Origin of the sequence: Streptomyces sp. NPDC102278, assembly GCF_044766345.1 — a bacterium.
Lineage (GTDB): Bacteria > Actinomycetota > Actinomycetes > Streptomycetales > Streptomycetaceae > Streptomyces.
Genome location: NZ_JBIWLV010000031.1, coordinates 1 through 14,851 on the forward strand (window position 1 = coordinate 1; position 14,851 = coordinate 14,851).

Here is a 14,851-nt window from a genome sequence, read left to right on the forward strand (position 1 = left end):
GTGGAGGTGCACGGGTCGTTGGCGGCGTATGTGAACGGGACGTCGGGGGATCTCGACTGGTCGGGAGTACACGCGGGCAAGGGCCACCGGACCATCACCCTGCCCACCTACCCCTTCAACCGGCAGCGGTTCTGGATATCCGCCGGCCCGCACGACACGAAGACCCCGCACACCGAGAACGAGACGAAAAGGCACCAGAACCATGGCTAGCGAATACGGACTGAAGCGACACTTCAACGGCGAAGCGGCACGCCTGATCGGTGACAAGATCCGCACCGTCCATCCCGCGTTCGATGTGGAGGGCTACGCGGCAGAGGTCGAGGCACGCATCCCCGACAAGGAACTCAAGGACCGCGTCCTCGTCCTGGCCGAAGGTCTGCGCTCCCGCCTGCCCGCCGAGTACCCCGACGCCCTGCCGATCCTTCTGTCCGTCCTCGGCGACGAACTGGCCGAGGGCGAGGGCATGTTCAACACCAGCTGGTACCTCATGCCGGTCGCCCGCTTCGTCGAGGAGTACGGCCTGGACCACCCCGACGCGTCACTGGACGCCATCGAGGAGATCACCAAGCGGCACACGGGCGAGTACGCGATCCGCCCCTACGTCGAACAGCACTACGCGCTGACCATGGAGCGCGTCGCACGATGGGCCGAGAGCCCGAGCCACAACGTACGACGGCTGGCGACCGAGGGCGTCCGCCCCCGACTGCCCTGGGCCCGGACCCTGACCGTGTTCGTCAAGGACCCGCTGCCGGTCCTCGACATCCTCGAACCGCTGCGCAGCGACCCCTCCGAGTACGTGCGGAAGTCCGTCGCCAACCACCTCAACGACATCTCCAAGGACAGCCCCGACCTGGCGCTCGCGACCGCGCTCCGCTGGCTGGAGGAGAGCCCCACCCCCGAGACCGACTGGATCGTCAAGCACGGGCTGCGCACCCTCGTGAAGAAGGGCGATCAGCAGGCCCTCGCCATCCTCGGGGCCACCGGCGGCGAGCACGTCAAGGTGCCCCGGCTGAGGATCACCCCCGGGGCGGTGACCATCGGGGACACCCTCGTCGTCGACTTCGACATCGAGAACACCGACGACCGGCCGCACAGCATCGCCGTCGACTACGTGGTGCACCACGTGCGTAAGAACGGACGCAGCATTCCGAAGGTCTTCAAGCTGACCACCCTCGAACTCGGCGCCGGCGAACGGCGTTCCCTGGAGAAGACCCACACGATCAAGGAGATCCAGACGCGCCGGTACTACACGGGCGAGCACACGATCGACATCCAGGTGAACGGTCTCGTCCTGGCCACCGGACGATTCGACCTCCACACATGAGCGGCCTCGGAAGACTCCTCGACGTCTCCGACCCGCTCGTCTCCGACCACCGCATCGGCGGCGTCCCGGTCGTCCCCGCCGCCGCACAGATCGACGCCGTACTGTCGGCCTGCGACGCCGCGCGACCCGACTGCTGTTGGGCGTTGGAACAGGTCGTCTTCCGGACACCCCTGCTCGTGACGGAGACCGGGGCCGAGATCGAGGTCCGTACGGCGCAGGACGGCCGGTGCACCCTGCGCTCCGTACCGCGCGGGGGCGGCGTACCGGTCGAGCACAGCACCGCCCGGGCGACCGGCACCCCGCTGCCGCCGCCCCGCTACGTCGACGTGGCGGCGCTGCGGGCCGGCTGTACGAAGCAGGTGCCGTTGTCGGACGTGGCCGCGTGGCGCGACACGAGCGGGATCGCGTACGGACCGGCGTACCGGGCGATCCGGTCGGCGCACCGGGGCCCCGGCCGGATGCTGTTGATGCTCCGGGCCGCACAGGAGCCGAACGCGGCGTCGGCGCCCCCCTTCGTGCCGCCGCCACTGCTCGACGGCGTCTTCCAGGCACTCGGCATGCTCGACTCAGGTGCGGCCGGGGCGTGCCTGCCCTGGTACATCGGCCGGCTGGCGGCCCGCCGCCGGATATCCGGCACGGTGATCGCCCTCGTCGAACGGGACGAACCGGCCGACGCCGGGGCCGGTGTGGTCCGGGGACGGGCCGTGGTCTGCAACCAACAGGGGGAGGTCCTGTTGGAACTGGACCGCATCACCCTCAAGGCCGTCCGACCCACGGCGGTCGCGGCGCGGGCCATCGCCCCCACCGTCCCGGCTCGGACCGCCGTACCGGGCCGGCGTACCGGGCCGGGGCAGGCACCGCCGGCCACCGCCTCGATCGAGACCGTCGTCTGGCGGACCACGGACCCGGCACCCGCACCCGCACCGGGACCCGCACCCGCACCCGCATTGGCGACGGCGACGGCGACGGTACAGGCGCCCGCGGCGGAGGGCGCCGTACTGATCGTGTCCGCGCAGGCCATCCGTCCCCCGGCGGGCCGGCGCGTCCTGCACCTGACGCCGGCGCAGCTCTCCGCCGGGGGCCTGGACACGCTGCCGGCCGACACCGTCTTACGGGACGTGGTGTACGTGGCGCCGACCGGACTCACCGGCGAGGGGCAGGTCACGCGGGCCCTGCAGGAGGTCTTCGCGCTGGTGCGCCGGCTCGGCGCCCGTCCACCGATGCCCGCCCTGCTGATCGTCACCACCGCCGCCCACCAGGTGGCGACACAGGACGCCGTCGACCCCTTCATGACCGCCCTGTGGGGTCTCGGCCGCACGCTGCGGGTCGAGCATCCCCGCACCAGGGTTCGCCTGCTCGACCTCGACCCGGCCTTACCCGCCGGTCCGGTGGGCGGCGGCCCTGCCGCCCTGTGGGAGGCACTCGACCACGACCGACCGGAACTCGCCCGGCGCGGCGACGCCTGGTACGAACCCTCCTTGTGGCCGCACCCGGCCGCGGGCGCCACCGATGAGGCGCGCCACCGGGACGGCCGCTTCCTGATCACCGGGGGCATGGGCGGCATCGGCCTGCGCGTCGCGGAGTACCTCGCCGAAGCGGGCTGCGCCCATCTGACGCTGGTCGGGCGGAACGTGCCGGACCGGGGAGAGGCCCGGGAACGCCTCGACCGGCTGGCGCGACGCTGCGACCTGGCCGTCGTCGCGGCGGACGTCCGCACACTGCGCGCGGCACTGCCCGGCTCCGCACGCTACGACGGGGTGTTCCACGCCGCCGGAGTGCTGCGCGACGGACTGGCACGCGGCCTGACGCCGGATCAGGTCGACGCCGTGCTCGGACCCAAGATCGGCGGCGCGCACGCACTCGCCGACCTGGTGTCCGGGTACGAACAACCCGCGTTCGTCGCCCTGTTCTCCTCGGTCGCCGCGGTACGCGCGAACCTCGGCCAGAGCGCCTACGCCGCGGCCAACGCCTACCTGGACGGCTACGCCGCCCGCCAACGCGCCGAGGGCCGGCCCTGGTACAGCCTCGGCTGGGGCCTGTGGACCGTCGGCATGGGCGAGTCCATCGCCCCGAAGGCCGCCGAACACGGAGTCCCCGCCCTCACCGCGGACGACGGCATCGACCTCCTCCGTACGGCCCTGGGACAACCACCCGCGCACTACGTTCTGTCCGCCGCCGCGAAAGCGAAGGATGCAACCATGACCGCTGTCACGCCCGAAACCGGACTGTGGCCGTCTCTCAGCCGCGCGATCGGCAAAGTCCTCCTCGTGGACGGCGTGGCCGCCGAGGACGACCTGCTGGAACTGGGCCTCGACTCGATGATGGCGGTCGAGCTGGCCGCGACGCTGGCCGCCGACGGGCTCGACCTCGACCCGATGGTGTTCTTCGAGCGCACCAACGTCGGCGCACTGCTCGCCCACCTCGATTCGCTCCCGCGCGGCCTCCCCGCCCCGACCTCCGCTCCCGCCCCCACCGCCCTTCCCACCCCCGCACCCCCGCCCGCCCCCGCGCCGGTGCCCGCTCCCGCCCCGAGCCGGGAGACGTACGCGGCGGCGCCGGCGGGGGCCTCGCGCGACGCGGCACGGCAGCGGCCGGCCGCCGCGGCCCGGGACACCGGCGGATCCTTCGTCCCCGAGTGGGACCGCTTCCGGGACGTGCCGCCCGCCCCGGCCGCGGCGCCGGCCCCCGTCCCGACCACGGCTGCCGTGCCCGTCCCCGCGCCCGTTGCGGACCCCGCCCCGGCGGCCGACCGCACCCCGAGGCGGACGTTGCCCGGCCGGCTGACCGACGCCCCCCACGGCAGCTTCCTCGACCGCCGCATCGACGCCCTGTCGACGGAGGACCGACTGATCGTCGCCAAGGACGAGTACTTCTACGAGCCCGTGATCGAGGAGGCCAAGGGCTCCCGGATCAAGTTCGACGGCCGGTGGTTCCTGAACTTCGCCTCCTACAGCTACCTCGGACTCATCGGTCACGACTACATCGACGACCAGGCCCTGCGCGCCGTCGAGCGGCACGGCACCGGCGCCCACGGGGTGCGGCTGCTCGCGGGCACCCTGCACCTGCACCGGGAGCTGGAACTGTCCCTCGCCCGCTTCCTGGGCACCGAGGACGCCATCGTCTTCTCCAGCGGATACATGGCGAACGTGGCGACGGTCGGCGCCCTCGTCGGCCCCGGCGACTTCGTCATCGGCGACGTCTACAACCACGCCAGCATCCTGGACGGGTACCGGCTCTCCGGCGCGTCGGTCATCACCTACGCCCACAACGACCTCGCCGACCTGGAACGGGCCCTGCGCAAAGTGGGCGACGCGGGCCGCCTGGTCGTCACCGATGCCGTGTTCAGCATGGACGGAGACGTGGCCGACCTGCCCGGCATCGTGGAACTGTGCGAACGCCACGACGCCCCGCTGATGGTCGACGAGGCGCACAGCCTGGGCGTCCTCGGTGACACAGGCCGCGGCATCACCGAGCACTTCGGCATCGACCCGGCGCGGGTCGACGTCAAGATGGGCACCCTCTCCAAGACGGTGCCCAGCGCGGGCGGTTACGTCGCGGGGTCCAGGGACCTCGTCTTCGCTCTGAAGAACAACGCGCGGGGCTGGATGTTCTCGGCCGCCGCGACCCCCGCCCAGGTGGCGGCGGCCAAGGCCGCCGTCGAGGTGATGACGGCCGCCCCGTCCCTCACCCGGCAACTCCGGGTGAAGACCACCCGGTACCGCGAACGGTTGCGCGCCCTGGGCTTCGACACCCTGGCGAGCGAGACGCCGGTGGTGCCGATCATCTGCGCGACCGCGGACCAGGCGGGGGCGATGGCGCGGCTCTGCCAGCTCGACGGGCTCTTCGTGCAGCCGATCGTCTACCCGGCCGTGCCGCGGACGCTGCCCCGGCTGCGGACCATCGTCAACCTCAGCCACTCCGACGCCGACCTGGACGCGGCCGTCGTGACGCTGGAGAAGGCCGGCCGGGCCTGCGGCCTCGTCCACTGAGCACCGACCGGGCGGAACGCTCCACAGCACAGACCGGACACCACCGTGCGCCGATCACCGCACGGCAACCCCAGGGGGAATCGAACATGACCGATGTCGACACCACGGCGTTCTTCGGGGCGGTTCTGAAGACCATCGCCTCGACCCGCAACCACGGCAGCGACCAGAGCGCGTTCGTGTCCGGCGTGGTGGAGCCCACCGCTCGGATCCGCGCGTTCGAGAAGGAGGTCGGTGACCGACGGCTGACCTCCACCGAGGCCGGCGAGGTGCTCGGTCTGCTGGAGACGACGCTGCGCACCAAGCGCACGCCGGACGAGGAGCGCGAGTACTACCTCCAGTACATCGAGAAGGTCGCCGGGGTCACCCGGGCCTCGTTGGGCGTGTCCGGCTGGTGAGCACCTCCCGTCTCGCGTGGTACAGCCACGAGATCTGTTTCTGGCACGACCCCGGTCCCGGATCGGGGTACGTCCCGGTCGGGCCGGGCGTCGAGCCGCTGCGCCAGTTCGCGGTCGACCCCGACCTCCGGCGCGCCGAGGGCCTGGTCAAGGCGTCCGGAGTGATGGACCGGTTCACCGGCCTCACCCCGACGCCGGCCTCCGACGAGGACCTGCTGCTCGTGCACGTACCCGAGCACATCGAGCGGGTCGAGGCGGCCTCGGCGGCCGGCGCGGGCGACGCCGGCGTGTACGCCCACGTCAACTACCACAGCGCGCAGGCCGCCCGGCTCGCCGTCGGGGCCTGCGCGCAGGCCGCCACCGGAGTCATGGAGGGCCGGTTCGACCGGGCGTACTGCCTGGTTCGACCGCCCGGCCACCACGCGGAGCCGGACCGGGCCATGGCGCTGTGCCTGTACAACAACCTGGCGGTGGCCGCCCGCGCCGCGCAGCGGCACGGTGCGCGGCGCGTGCTGATCCTGGACTGGGACGTCCACCACGGCAACGGCATCCAACGGACCTTCTACGAGGACCCCGACGTGCTGTACATATCGGTGCACCAGGAGGGGCTGTTCCCCGCGGCGTCCGGTCTCGTGCTGGAGACCGGCGCGGGCGACGGGGCGGGCACCACGCTCAACGTGCCGCTGCCCGCCGGTTCGGGCCACGGCGCCTATCTCGCCGTGACGGACCGGATCGTGGAACCGGCGGCCCGCGCCTTCGGCCCCGACCTGATCCTGGTGGCGGCGGGAGTCGACGCGAGCGGCCACGATCCGATGGGCCGGATGCTGTGCACCAGCCGCACCTTCCACGCCATGACGACGGCGCTGTGCCGGCTCGCGGACGAACTGACCGGGGGCAGGATCGTCTTCGCCCACGAGGGCGGCTACTCGGCGTGGTACCAGCCGATGCTGGTACTGGGCACCGCCTGCGCGATCGCCGGCCTGCCCGCCCCCCAGGACCCGTTCCTGCACTCCCTGGAGCACCTTCCCGGCCAGCGCCTCCAGCGGCACCAGGACCGGGTGATCACCCACTTGGAGGACCACCACCCGCTGCTGGCCGGCGCGTCACCGGCGGCCGGACGATCCGCCGCCCCCGCGCGGCCCGCGGCCGTGGACGGGGGGCCGTGATGGGCGGCTGGTGGATGACGGTGGGCACCGGTGCGCGTCGGGTGGCCGGCGCCGGCCCGGAGCCCGGAGCCCGGAGCCGTCCGCGGTTTCGGATCGTGGCGCTCCCGCACGCCGGCGGCTGGCCGTCCGCGTTCCGCTCCTGGTGGCAGGTGCTGCCCGAGGACGTCGAGTGCGTCGTCGCCCAGCTGCCCGGTCGGGGCGCGCGCATCAACGAGCCGCCGCTGACCCGCGTCAAACCGCTGGTCGACGCCCTCGGGCGGGGCCTCGCGGAGCTGGAGCCCCTGCCGTACGCGGTCATCGGGCACAGCTTCGGCAGTGTGCTCGGCTACGAACTCACCCGCTTCATGGAGCAGAAGGCACTGCCCCCCACCCTGTTGGCCGTGTCGGCGCGCCAGCCGCCGTGCTTCCCCAGCGAGCCGCCGTTCGCGCACCTCCGCGGTGACGCGGAGCTGTTGGAGCACCTCACGGACATCGGTGGCATGTCCCCGGGGCTGATGGACCGCGCCGACCTGATGCGGCCGTCGCTCCGCGCGATCCGGGCCGACCTGGAGGCCATGGAGACCTACCGGCGGCCGCTGTCCGGTACCGGTGTGCCCATCCTCGCGCTCGGCGCGGTGGACGATCCGGTCGTCATCGACGACCGGATGCACCTGTGGTCGCTGGAGACCTCGGGAGCCTTCGACCGGCAGGTCTTCACCGGCGGCCACTTCTACCTCTACACACCCGCCAACGCGGCGGCGATCGCCGCCCGCCTGGTGCCCGGCTCCGACGACCCCCGGCCGGATCCGCTCCTCCCACACCCTCTCGCCCGATGACCGTGTCGGGCACCGAACAGCACCACCCCCGAAAGGAACCGCATGAGTACCACCGCCGACACCACCGAGCAGGCCGGACCCCGTGAGTGGTGGGGCCTGGCCGTACTGGCGCTGCCGACCCTGCTGCTGTCCATCGATGTGAGCGTGCTGCACCTGGCCGTACCGCACATCAGCGAGGGTCTGGACCCCTCCGCGGCCCAGATGCTGTGGATCATCGACATCTACGGGTTCCTGATCGCCGGCTTCCTGGTGACCATGGGAACCCTGGGCGACCGCATCGGCCGCCGCAAACTGCTCCTGATCGGCGCCGCCGCGTTCGGCCTCGCCTCGCTGGCCGCCGTCTTCGCCGACAGCCCGGCCATGCTGATCGCGGCGCGGGCGGCGATGGGCATCGCCGGAGCCACCCTCATGCCCTCGACCCTCGCCCTGATCATCAACATGTTCCGCGACGGGCGGCAGCGCGGCGTGGCCATCGCCGTCTGGGTCACCATGTTCTCCGTGGGCATCGCGCTCGGACCGGTGGTCGGCGGCGCCATGCTGGAGTACTTCTGGTGGGGTTCGGTCTTCCTGCTCGGCGTGCCCATCATGGGACTGCTCCTGGTGGCCGGCCCGATCCTGCTCCCGGAGTACCGGGACGAGGAGGCGGGGCGGCTCGACCTGACCAGCGTGGCGCTGTCGCTCGCCGCCATCCTCCCGGTCATCTACGGCCTGAAGGAGATCGCCAACGACGGGGCCGGCCCGATCGCGGTCCTGGCGCTCGTCGTGGGCCTGGCCGTCGGTGTGCTGTTCGTCCGCCGCCAGCGCACACTGGCGAGCCCGCTGTTGGACCTCGACCTGTTCAAGAACCGCACATTCCGCACGGCGTTGGTCACGCTGCTGCTCAGCATGCTGGTGGCCGGCGGAACATATCTGACGGTGACGCAGTACCTCCAACTCGTCGGCGGGCTGTCGCCCATGAAGGCCGGCCTGTACCTGCTGCCCGCGGCGTTCGCGTTGATCGTGACCGCCGTCGTGTCGCCGATGGCGGCGAGCAGGATCCGTCCGGCGTACGTCGTCGCCGCGGGACTGGCCGTGTCCGGCCTCGGCCACCTCATGCTGAGCCTGGCCGACAGTTCGTCGGGCATCGCGCAGGTGGTGACGGGCTTCGCGTTCGTCTACGCCGGCGGCGGCCCGCTCATCGCCCTGGGCACGGACATCGTCGTCGGATCGGCCCAGCCCGAGCAGGCCGGGTCGGCCGCGGCCATCTCGGAGACCAGTACCGAACTGGGCATGGCGCTCGGCGTGGCCCTGCTCGGCAGTCTCGGAACGGCCGTGTACCGCAGCGGGGTGGAGGTTCCCGCGGGGGCGGCGGAGGGCGCCGGTGACACGCTCGCCGGGGCGGTCGAGGCGGCGCGACCCCTGCCCTCGGAGGTGGCGTCGGCCCTGCTCGACTCGGCCCGCGCGGCGTTCACCGACGGCATGAACGTCATCGGCGGCATCGGGGTGTTCGTGGCGCTCGCCTCGGCCGTGCTGGTGGCCGCGGTCATCAAGCTTCCGGCCACGGGAGGGGACGGGGACCCCGCCGATTCCGACGGCTCGGCCGACGGCGTCGTGAACGCCGCCGCCTGACGGGCCGCCGCGCGCCCGTCCGCCGGCGTGATCGGGCCTCGGTGTGATCGGGCCTCGGCGTGGTCGGGCCTCGGCGTGCTCGGACCTCGGTGTGGGCCCCCGGCGCGCGGCGCGGGGGCCCCCCCCGCCCCCCCCCGGGGCCGGCCGGGCCGGGGCGCCCGCGGGGGGGGGGGCCGGGGGCGCGCCGGGGCGGGGCCCCGGGGCCCCGGCCGGCGGGGGGGGGGGGGCGGGGGGGTGTGGGGGGGGGGGGGGGGGGGGGCGGGGGGGGGCGGGCCCGGGGGGGGGCCCCGGGGGGGCGCGCCGGGGGCCCACACCGCTCACACCCCGGGGCCGGACCGGTCCTGGTAGCAGGCGGCGTAGGCGGCGGTGGCCTCGATGGGGGTGATGACGTCGATCAACACGCCGTCGGGAGCCGCCACGATGAAGTGCCGTTGACCGAACGCCTCGTCGCGCAGCGGCAGTTCCGGCTTCAGACCGGCTCCCGTGACGAGTCGCGCGTACTCGGCGTCCACATCGACCACCTCGAAGTTGAGCAGCAGACCCCGGGCCGGCCTGCGGAAGGCCTCCGGCACGCTCTCGTGTCCCGCGAGGACCAGGGCGAGCTCGTAGTGCGGCGGCTCGGGCTGCCGCAGGCTGACGTACCAGTCGCTCGTGTAGGTCGTCTCGAATCCGAACAGCGTGGTGTAGAACGCCACGGATTCACCGAGCCGCTCGGTGCAGAGCACGGGATAGAAGCCGGTCAGGGCGGAAGACGTCATCACAACACCGTTCTGGGGCGGGCATACGGTCATTTCCTCATAACGAGGCATGGTCCCGTGCGTCACGTACACCGGATCGAAGGCGGGCGGACATGACATCAGCGGACGGCCCGGCGGGTGAAGTCCGGGTATGGGCGATGCGGCAGGAGCCCCCGTGGCGGGAATCGCTGTCGCTGTCGCTGCTCGACGCGGGGGAGAGGGCCAAGGCGGCCTCCTTCACCCGCGACGGCGACCGGTCGATGTACCTCGCGGCGCATGCCGGGCTGCGGCTGCTGTTGGGCGACAGGCTCGGTCTCCACCCACGGGACCTGCGATTCGGCCGGGACCGGTGCGCGCACTGCGGCGGACGGCACGGCCGGCCGGTGCTCCTCGACGGCCCGGACGACCTGCACTTCTCCCTCTCCCACTGCGCGGGCCTCACGCTCGTCGGCGTGGCCGACGCTCCTGTCGGGGTCGACGCGGAGCGACTGCCCGACCGCCGGACGGTCGAGCTGTGCCTGACGCGGCTGCACCCGCGGGAGCGGGGCGAACTGCTCGAAACGCCCTGGGCGCAACGGCCCCTGCGGTTCTGTCGGTTGTGGACACGCAAGGAGGCCTACCTGAAGGCGCTGGGAACGGGGCTCGGCCGCGGGCTGGACCGCGACTACCTGGGAGACGGACGAGTGGGTCGGCCCGCGGGCTGGACCGTCGCCAACCTGTCCTGCGGCCCCCGGGACGGTATGCACGCGGCGGCCCTGGCCGTTCCCGCCGGGATGCGATGGCCCGTCGGGCTGCGCGAACTGAACTGGTCGTCGTACGGCCATGTCCCCTTCCGGGTCGCCTCGTTGGAGGAGAAGGGCCACGTTGACATTCCAACGGTATGTGATTAGGTTCAGTTCGCATACCGATGGTACGTGAGCGGAGATGGCCCCCATGCTGACCAGCTTCTGTCCGGTGATCTGCACCTCACGGCTGGCGGAATCCCGCACGTTCTACCACCGGATGTTCGGCTTCACCGCCACACATGCGACCGAGTGGTACGCCGGCCTCCGTCGGCCCGGGCGACACCACGAGCTCGCTCTCGTCGACCACGCCCATCCCGCGCTGCCCGAGGCGCTACGAACGCCGGTGCGCGCGGTGCGGATCACCCTGGAGGTGGACGGCCGGGCACAGGAGTGGGAGCGCCTCGCCTCCCTCGGGGCGGTGGGACGCCCGGATCGCGGACACCTCGTCGTCAAGGATCCCAACGGGGTCTGGATCGACGTCGTCGCACCGATCTGATCCGTCGGAGACCGCAGGGGGCCGCTCGTCGAAGGGGGGAGCCGCGCCGTGCCCGGAAGGGTCGATCCCCAGACGGCGGCCGTGATCACGCGGGCCGGCCCGCGGGTCACCTCGCGCGGAGCGCCTCCAGCATCCGCGCCAAGGCCTCTCGGGTGTCCGCGAGATCGGCGGAGCCCTCCGGCGCGGCCAGCCACAGCACCGCCTCGTTCATCGCCCCCGAGAGCAGGTGCATGAGCGGCGCGACCGGCTGCGCGGGGATGGCGCCCTCGTGGATGAGCGTGGTCAGCGCCTCGGCGAGGTGGCGGCCCGAGGTGGCCTCGTTCATGGCCCGCCACTCCCGCCAGCCCAGCACCGCCGGGCCGTCCACGAGCATGATGCGCTGGAGCGCGGGATCGGTGCAGGCGCTGAGGAACGCCTGGCAGCCGGCGGTCAGTTGGTCCCAAGCCTCCACCTGGGCGTCCGCCGTCGCCGCGATGTGCGCGGCGACCTCCTGCTGCACCTGCTCCAACACGACCCGGAACAGATCGACCTTGCTGTCGAAGTGGTGGTACAGGGCGCCCTTGGTCACCCCGGCGGCCCGGACGATCTCCGACAGACCCACGGACGCGTAACCCAAGGTCGAGAAGAGGCGTCGGCTCTCCCGCAGCAAGGTGTGCCGCGTCTGTTCCCGCTGCTGCGCCCGAACCCCGTTCGTCACCGTCACGACCCCCGTCTTCGGCTGTTTGAAGCCACGTGCACACGGTACTTGGCCGACTGCGGGCGGGCGAGGCGCTCCCGTCGTGCGCGGCGGCCCGACCGGGACCGGGAATTGACACCCCCGACGCCCGCGCATAGGTTCATCATGCTTCATGATGTGAACTATCGATGCTCTCAAGTATCCTCGTCGGCGGGGCGGCACCACCCGCACCACCGGCGGTACCAGGGAAAGGCGCGGCGCATGAATCCGGCCCAGCACGCGAAGGCCGTCGCGGCCGAGACCGCCGCGTTCGTCGCCACGGTCACGGCGGCCGACCTCTCCACCCCGGTGCCGACCTGCCCCGGCTGGACCCTCGCGGACCTCACGCGGCACGTCGGCAGCGTGCACCGCTGGTTCACCGAACTGCTTCGCCTGCGCGTCCGGCAAGCGCCGACCAGCCGTGACGTCGACCTGCGCCTGCCCGAGCACCCCGACTCCCTCCCGGACTGGCTGGCCCAGAGCGCGGCGCAAGCCGCCGAGGTGTTCGCCACCACCGACCTGGACGCGCCGATGTGGGCCTGGGGAGTCGACCAGCACGCCCGGTTCTGGGTTCGGCGCATGCTCTTCGAGACCCTCGTCCACCGGGTCGACGCCCAACTCGCACTCGGCCTCTCACCCGACGTCGACCGCGCACTGGCGGTCGACGGCATCGACGAGTTCCTCACCAACCTGCCGTTCGCCTCCCCCTTCGCCCCGCTGACGGCCCGACTGCGCGCCCCTGACCGCACCATTCGCTTCAGCTGCACCGACGGCGAAGACGGGGACGGGGACGGGGACGGTCACGGGGGCGGAGACTGGGTGGTCGGACTGCGCCCGGACGGCTTCGCCCTCGTGGTCGACCCTGCCGAGTCCCGCACGGCGGACGCCGCGGTCCGGGGAACCGCGGCGGACCTCCTGCTGCTGCTCTACGGGCGCCTGGACCGTCGAAGCGATGCTTTTCACCTGGTGGGCGACGCCGACCTGCTCGCCCACTGGTTCGACCACTCTGCCTTCTAGGCCTCCCTCGGGGCCTCTCGGGCCCTCCGGACCCGGACCTCCGCGCCGCAGGTCATCGCCTGGCCCGGCGGCGGGCGATCAGCAGACCGAGCGCGATGCCCACGAGCAACGTCACCGTCAGCACGCCCCAGAGGGGGATCGTGACCGTGGGGATCCACATCCTGACGGTGACGGACCCGGTGTTGACCGCGATGAACCAGATCGCGAGCGCTGCCAGGACGGCGCAGCCGAGGGTGCGCAACCGCAGGTCACGCCCCTTGACGGTCAGTGTCGAGGGTTCGTGTGACGTACCGGTCTTCCGCGTCATGGGGCCAGTGTCGGCCTGTACGTCCGATTGCTCGACCGGACACCCGCCGAAAGGGCGGCGCTGCCCCGTGCGGGGCGGCGCGATCATCCACCCGGCCCTATCGTGGGGACCACCGGGGGTGGCTGGTGCTGAGGCGGGCCGACATGACGGAACCGGAGATCGACTATGCGGCGGTGTTCCAGACGCTGCCCGGCATGGTGGCGCTGCTGACCCCCGACCTGAGGTTCGCGGACGCCAACGAGGAGTTCCTGCGCGGCGCGGGGCGCACCCGGGAGCAGGTGATCGGCCACCGACTGTTCGACGTGTTCCCGGAGAACCCGCAGGCCGGCGGCAGTGGCGGCCGAAACCTGAGCGCCTCGCTCCAGCGGGTCCTGACCACCGCCGAGCGCGACGCCATGGCCCTGCAACGCTATGACGTGCAGTCCTCACAGCGGCCCGGCGAGTGGGAGGAACGGTACTGGAGCCCGATCAACGCCCCGGTCCTCGGTCCCGACGGACGGGTCGTCCTGATCGTCCACCGGGTGGAGGAGGTCACCGAGCTCATCGTGGCCCGCGGCGCCCCCGACGGCAGCCGGACCCGGATCCTGGAAGCCGAGCTCTACACCCGGGCCCGGGAACTCCAAGAGGTCAACGAGCGCCTGCGCCAGGCCCACAACCGTGAACGCGAGGTCGCCCTCGCCCTGCAAGAGGCCATGCTGCCCGGCCCCGGCGACATCGGCCACCACCGCGCCGCCGTCCGCTACCGGCCGGCCGTCGGCGCGCTCAACGTCTGCGGCGACTGGTACGACCTCGTCGACCTGCCCGGCGACCGCATCGCGGTGGCCGTCGGTGATGTCGTCGGCCACGGCCTGCACGCCGCCGGCGTCATGGGCCTGCTCCGCAGCGCCCTCAGCGCGGCCTCCCTCGTCGCCGACGGCCCGGCCCAGGCCCTGGAAGTCCTCGGACTCTACGCCCGCTCCGTCACGGGCGCGGAGAACGCCACCGCCGTCGAGACCTACGTCGACTGGGACAGCCACACCCTGACCTACAGCAGCGCCGGGCACCTCCCGCCCGCCCTGCTCCACGTCCACGGCGACGTCGAGTTCCTCGACCAGGCCACCGACCCCCCGCTCGGTGCCCGCCCGGAACACGTCCCGCGTCCCCAGGCCGCCACCGGCTTCACCGAGGGCGACACCCTCGTCCTGTACACCGACGGACTCGTCGAACGCCGACGCGAGGACATCGACACCGGCCTCGACCGCCTCACCCAGGCCCTCACCCGCCACCGGGGGAGCGACCCCGAAGCCCTCGCCGACGCGATCCTCCTCGACCTCCTCCCACCGGGCGGCGCCACCGACGACACCGCCCTCCTCGTCGTCCGGCTCTGAAACGCCGCATGGGATGCGAGGCGGGCCCCGTGGGCGCCGGCCCGCGGTCGATCGATCGCCTTTCGTCGCCACGGCTGCCCGGTAGTGTGATCTGTGCAGGCCGTGAGGCCGGGTCGGACGACCGGAAGGG

General features: G+C 72.5%; 14 protein-coding genes. 11 read left to right on the top strand and 3 right to left on the bottom strand.

What is annotated here, in order from left to right; genetic code table 11:
- From ACIRO3_RS35925 to ACIRO3_RS35955, 7 genes are all read left to right on the top strand, one after another.
- Positions 1-210 (top strand): hypothetical protein (locus ACIRO3_RS35925; RefSeq protein WP_404143861.1); only part of this gene is annotated, 210 nt, incomplete at its 5' end.
- Entirely contained in the window at positions 203-1,324 is a 1,122-nt protein-coding gene (locus tag ACIRO3_RS35930; RefSeq protein WP_404143863.1) for a DNA alkylation repair protein, read from the top strand. The genes ACIRO3_RS35925 and ACIRO3_RS35930, both read left to right, overlap by 8 nt.
- Entirely contained in the window at positions 1,321-5,313 is a 3,993-nt protein-coding gene (locus ACIRO3_RS35935; RefSeq protein WP_404143864.1) for a bifunctional SDR family oxidoreductase/pyridoxal phosphate-dependent aminotransferase family protein, read from the top strand. Before ACIRO3_RS35930 ends, ACIRO3_RS35935 begins: the two co-directional genes overlap by 4 nt.
- 86 nt (positions 5,314-5,399) lie before the next feature.
- The gene (locus ACIRO3_RS35940) at positions 5,400-5,708 is read left to right on the top strand and encodes a hypothetical protein (RefSeq protein ID WP_361787222.1); all 309 of its coding nucleotides are present in this window, start codon (positions 5,400-5,402) and stop codon (positions 5,706-5,708) included.
- On the top strand, positions 5,705-6,874 hold the full coding sequence (locus ACIRO3_RS35945) for a class II histone deacetylase (RefSeq protein WP_404143867.1): 1,170 nt from the start codon (positions 5,705-5,707) through the stop codon (positions 6,872-6,874). Before ACIRO3_RS35940 ends, ACIRO3_RS35945 begins: the two co-directional genes overlap by 4 nt.
- Before the next feature lie 95 nt (positions 6,875-6,969).
- Positions 6,970-7,689 (top strand): thioesterase II family protein, encoded by a 720-nt coding sequence (locus ACIRO3_RS35950; protein WP_404143868.1) that lies wholly within the window; start codon positions 6,970-6,972, stop codon positions 7,687-7,689.
- Between the two features lie 42 nt (positions 7,690-7,731).
- Positions 7,732-9,297: an MFS transporter gene (locus tag ACIRO3_RS35955; protein ID WP_404143870.1), complete on the top strand. Its 1,566-nt coding sequence runs from the start codon at positions 7,732-7,734 to the stop codon at positions 9,295-9,297.
- Between the two features lie 317 nt (positions 9,298-9,614).
- Here ACIRO3_RS35955 and ACIRO3_RS35960 read toward each other — a convergent pair whose 3' ends face one another.
- Positions 9,615-10,055 (bottom strand): VOC family protein, encoded by a 441-nt coding sequence (locus tag ACIRO3_RS35960; RefSeq protein ID WP_361786178.1) that lies wholly within the window; start codon positions 10,053-10,055, stop codon positions 9,615-9,617.
- Between the two features lie 92 nt (positions 10,056-10,147).
- On the opposite strand from ACIRO3_RS35960, the gene ACIRO3_RS35965 reads away from it, so the two are divergent.
- Together ACIRO3_RS35965 and ACIRO3_RS35970 are read left to right on the top strand one after the other, a co-directional pair.
- On the top strand, positions 10,148-10,924 hold the full coding sequence (locus ACIRO3_RS35965; RefSeq protein ID WP_404143872.1) for a 4'-phosphopantetheinyl transferase family protein: 777 nt from the start codon (positions 10,148-10,150) through the stop codon (positions 10,922-10,924).
- Positions 10,925-10,967: 43 nt separating this feature from the next.
- Positions 10,968-11,315, top strand: a complete 348-nt coding sequence (locus ACIRO3_RS35970) for a VOC family protein (RefSeq protein ID WP_366001303.1) — start codon at positions 10,968-10,970, stop codon at positions 11,313-11,315.
- A gap of 106 nt (positions 11,316-11,421) precedes the next feature.
- Here the strand turns inward: ACIRO3_RS35970 and ACIRO3_RS35975 are convergent, their stop codons facing one another.
- Positions 11,422-12,012, bottom strand: coding sequence for a TetR family transcriptional regulator (locus ACIRO3_RS35975; RefSeq protein ID WP_361786184.1), 591 nt, complete (start codon positions 12,010-12,012; stop codon positions 11,422-11,424).
- A gap of 240 nt (positions 12,013-12,252) precedes the next feature.
- Between ACIRO3_RS35975 and ACIRO3_RS35980 the strand changes: the two genes are divergently transcribed.
- Positions 12,253-13,047, top strand: coding sequence for a maleylpyruvate isomerase family mycothiol-dependent enzyme (locus tag ACIRO3_RS35980; protein ID WP_404143873.1), 795 nt, complete (start codon positions 12,253-12,255; stop codon positions 13,045-13,047).
- A gap of 52 nt (positions 13,048-13,099) precedes the next feature.
- Here ACIRO3_RS35980 and ACIRO3_RS35985 read toward each other — a convergent pair whose 3' ends face one another.
- Complete coding sequence (locus ACIRO3_RS35985; RefSeq protein ID WP_366001301.1) at positions 13,100-13,354, bottom strand: LapA family protein; 255 nt, start codon at positions 13,352-13,354, stop codon at positions 13,100-13,102.
- Between the two features lie 143 nt (positions 13,355-13,497).
- On the opposite strand from ACIRO3_RS35985, the gene ACIRO3_RS35990 reads away from it, so the two are divergent.
- Complete coding sequence (locus tag ACIRO3_RS35990; RefSeq protein WP_404143875.1) at positions 13,498-14,721, top strand: PP2C family protein-serine/threonine phosphatase; 1,224 nt, start codon at positions 13,498-13,500, stop codon at positions 14,719-14,721.
- Positions 14,722-14,851: the final 130 nt, after the last annotated feature.

Excerpts from the sequence above, each read along its gene's own strand:
- ACIRO3_RS35935 (WP_404143864.1), top strand. The coding sequence starts at position 1,321 with ATGAGCGGCCTCGGAAGACTCCTCGACGTCTCCGACCCGCTCGTCTCC.
- ACIRO3_RS35970 (WP_366001303.1), top strand. The coding sequence starts at position 10,968 with ATGCTGACCAGCTTCTGTCCGGTGATCTGCACCTCACGGCTGGCGGAA.
- ACIRO3_RS35940 (WP_361787222.1), top strand. The coding sequence starts at position 5,400 with ATGACCGATGTCGACACCACGGCGTTCTTCGGGGCGGTTCTGAAGACC.
- ACIRO3_RS35980 (WP_404143873.1), top strand. The coding sequence starts at position 12,253 with ATGAATCCGGCCCAGCACGCGAAGGCCGTCGCGGCCGAGACCGCCGCG.
- ACIRO3_RS35930 (WP_404143863.1), top strand. The coding sequence starts at position 203 with ATGGCTAGCGAATACGGACTGAAGCGACACTTCAACGGCGAAGCGGCA.
- ACIRO3_RS35955 (WP_404143870.1), top strand. The coding sequence starts at position 7,732 with ATGAGTACCACCGCCGACACCACCGAGCAGGCCGGACCCCGTGAGTGG.
- ACIRO3_RS35990 (WP_404143875.1), top strand. The coding sequence starts at position 13,498 with ATGACGGAACCGGAGATCGACTATGCGGCGGTGTTCCAGACGCTGCCC.
- ACIRO3_RS35960 (WP_361786178.1), bottom strand. The coding sequence starts at position 10,055 with ATGACGTCTTCCGCCCTGACCGGCTTCTATCCCGTGCTCTGCACCGAG.
- ACIRO3_RS35965 (WP_404143872.1), top strand. The coding sequence starts at position 10,148 with ATGACATCAGCGGACGGCCCGGCGGGTGAAGTCCGGGTATGGGCGATG.
- ACIRO3_RS35985 (WP_366001301.1), bottom strand. The coding sequence starts at position 13,354 with ATGACGCGGAAGACCGGTACGTCACACGAACCCTCGACACTGACCGTC.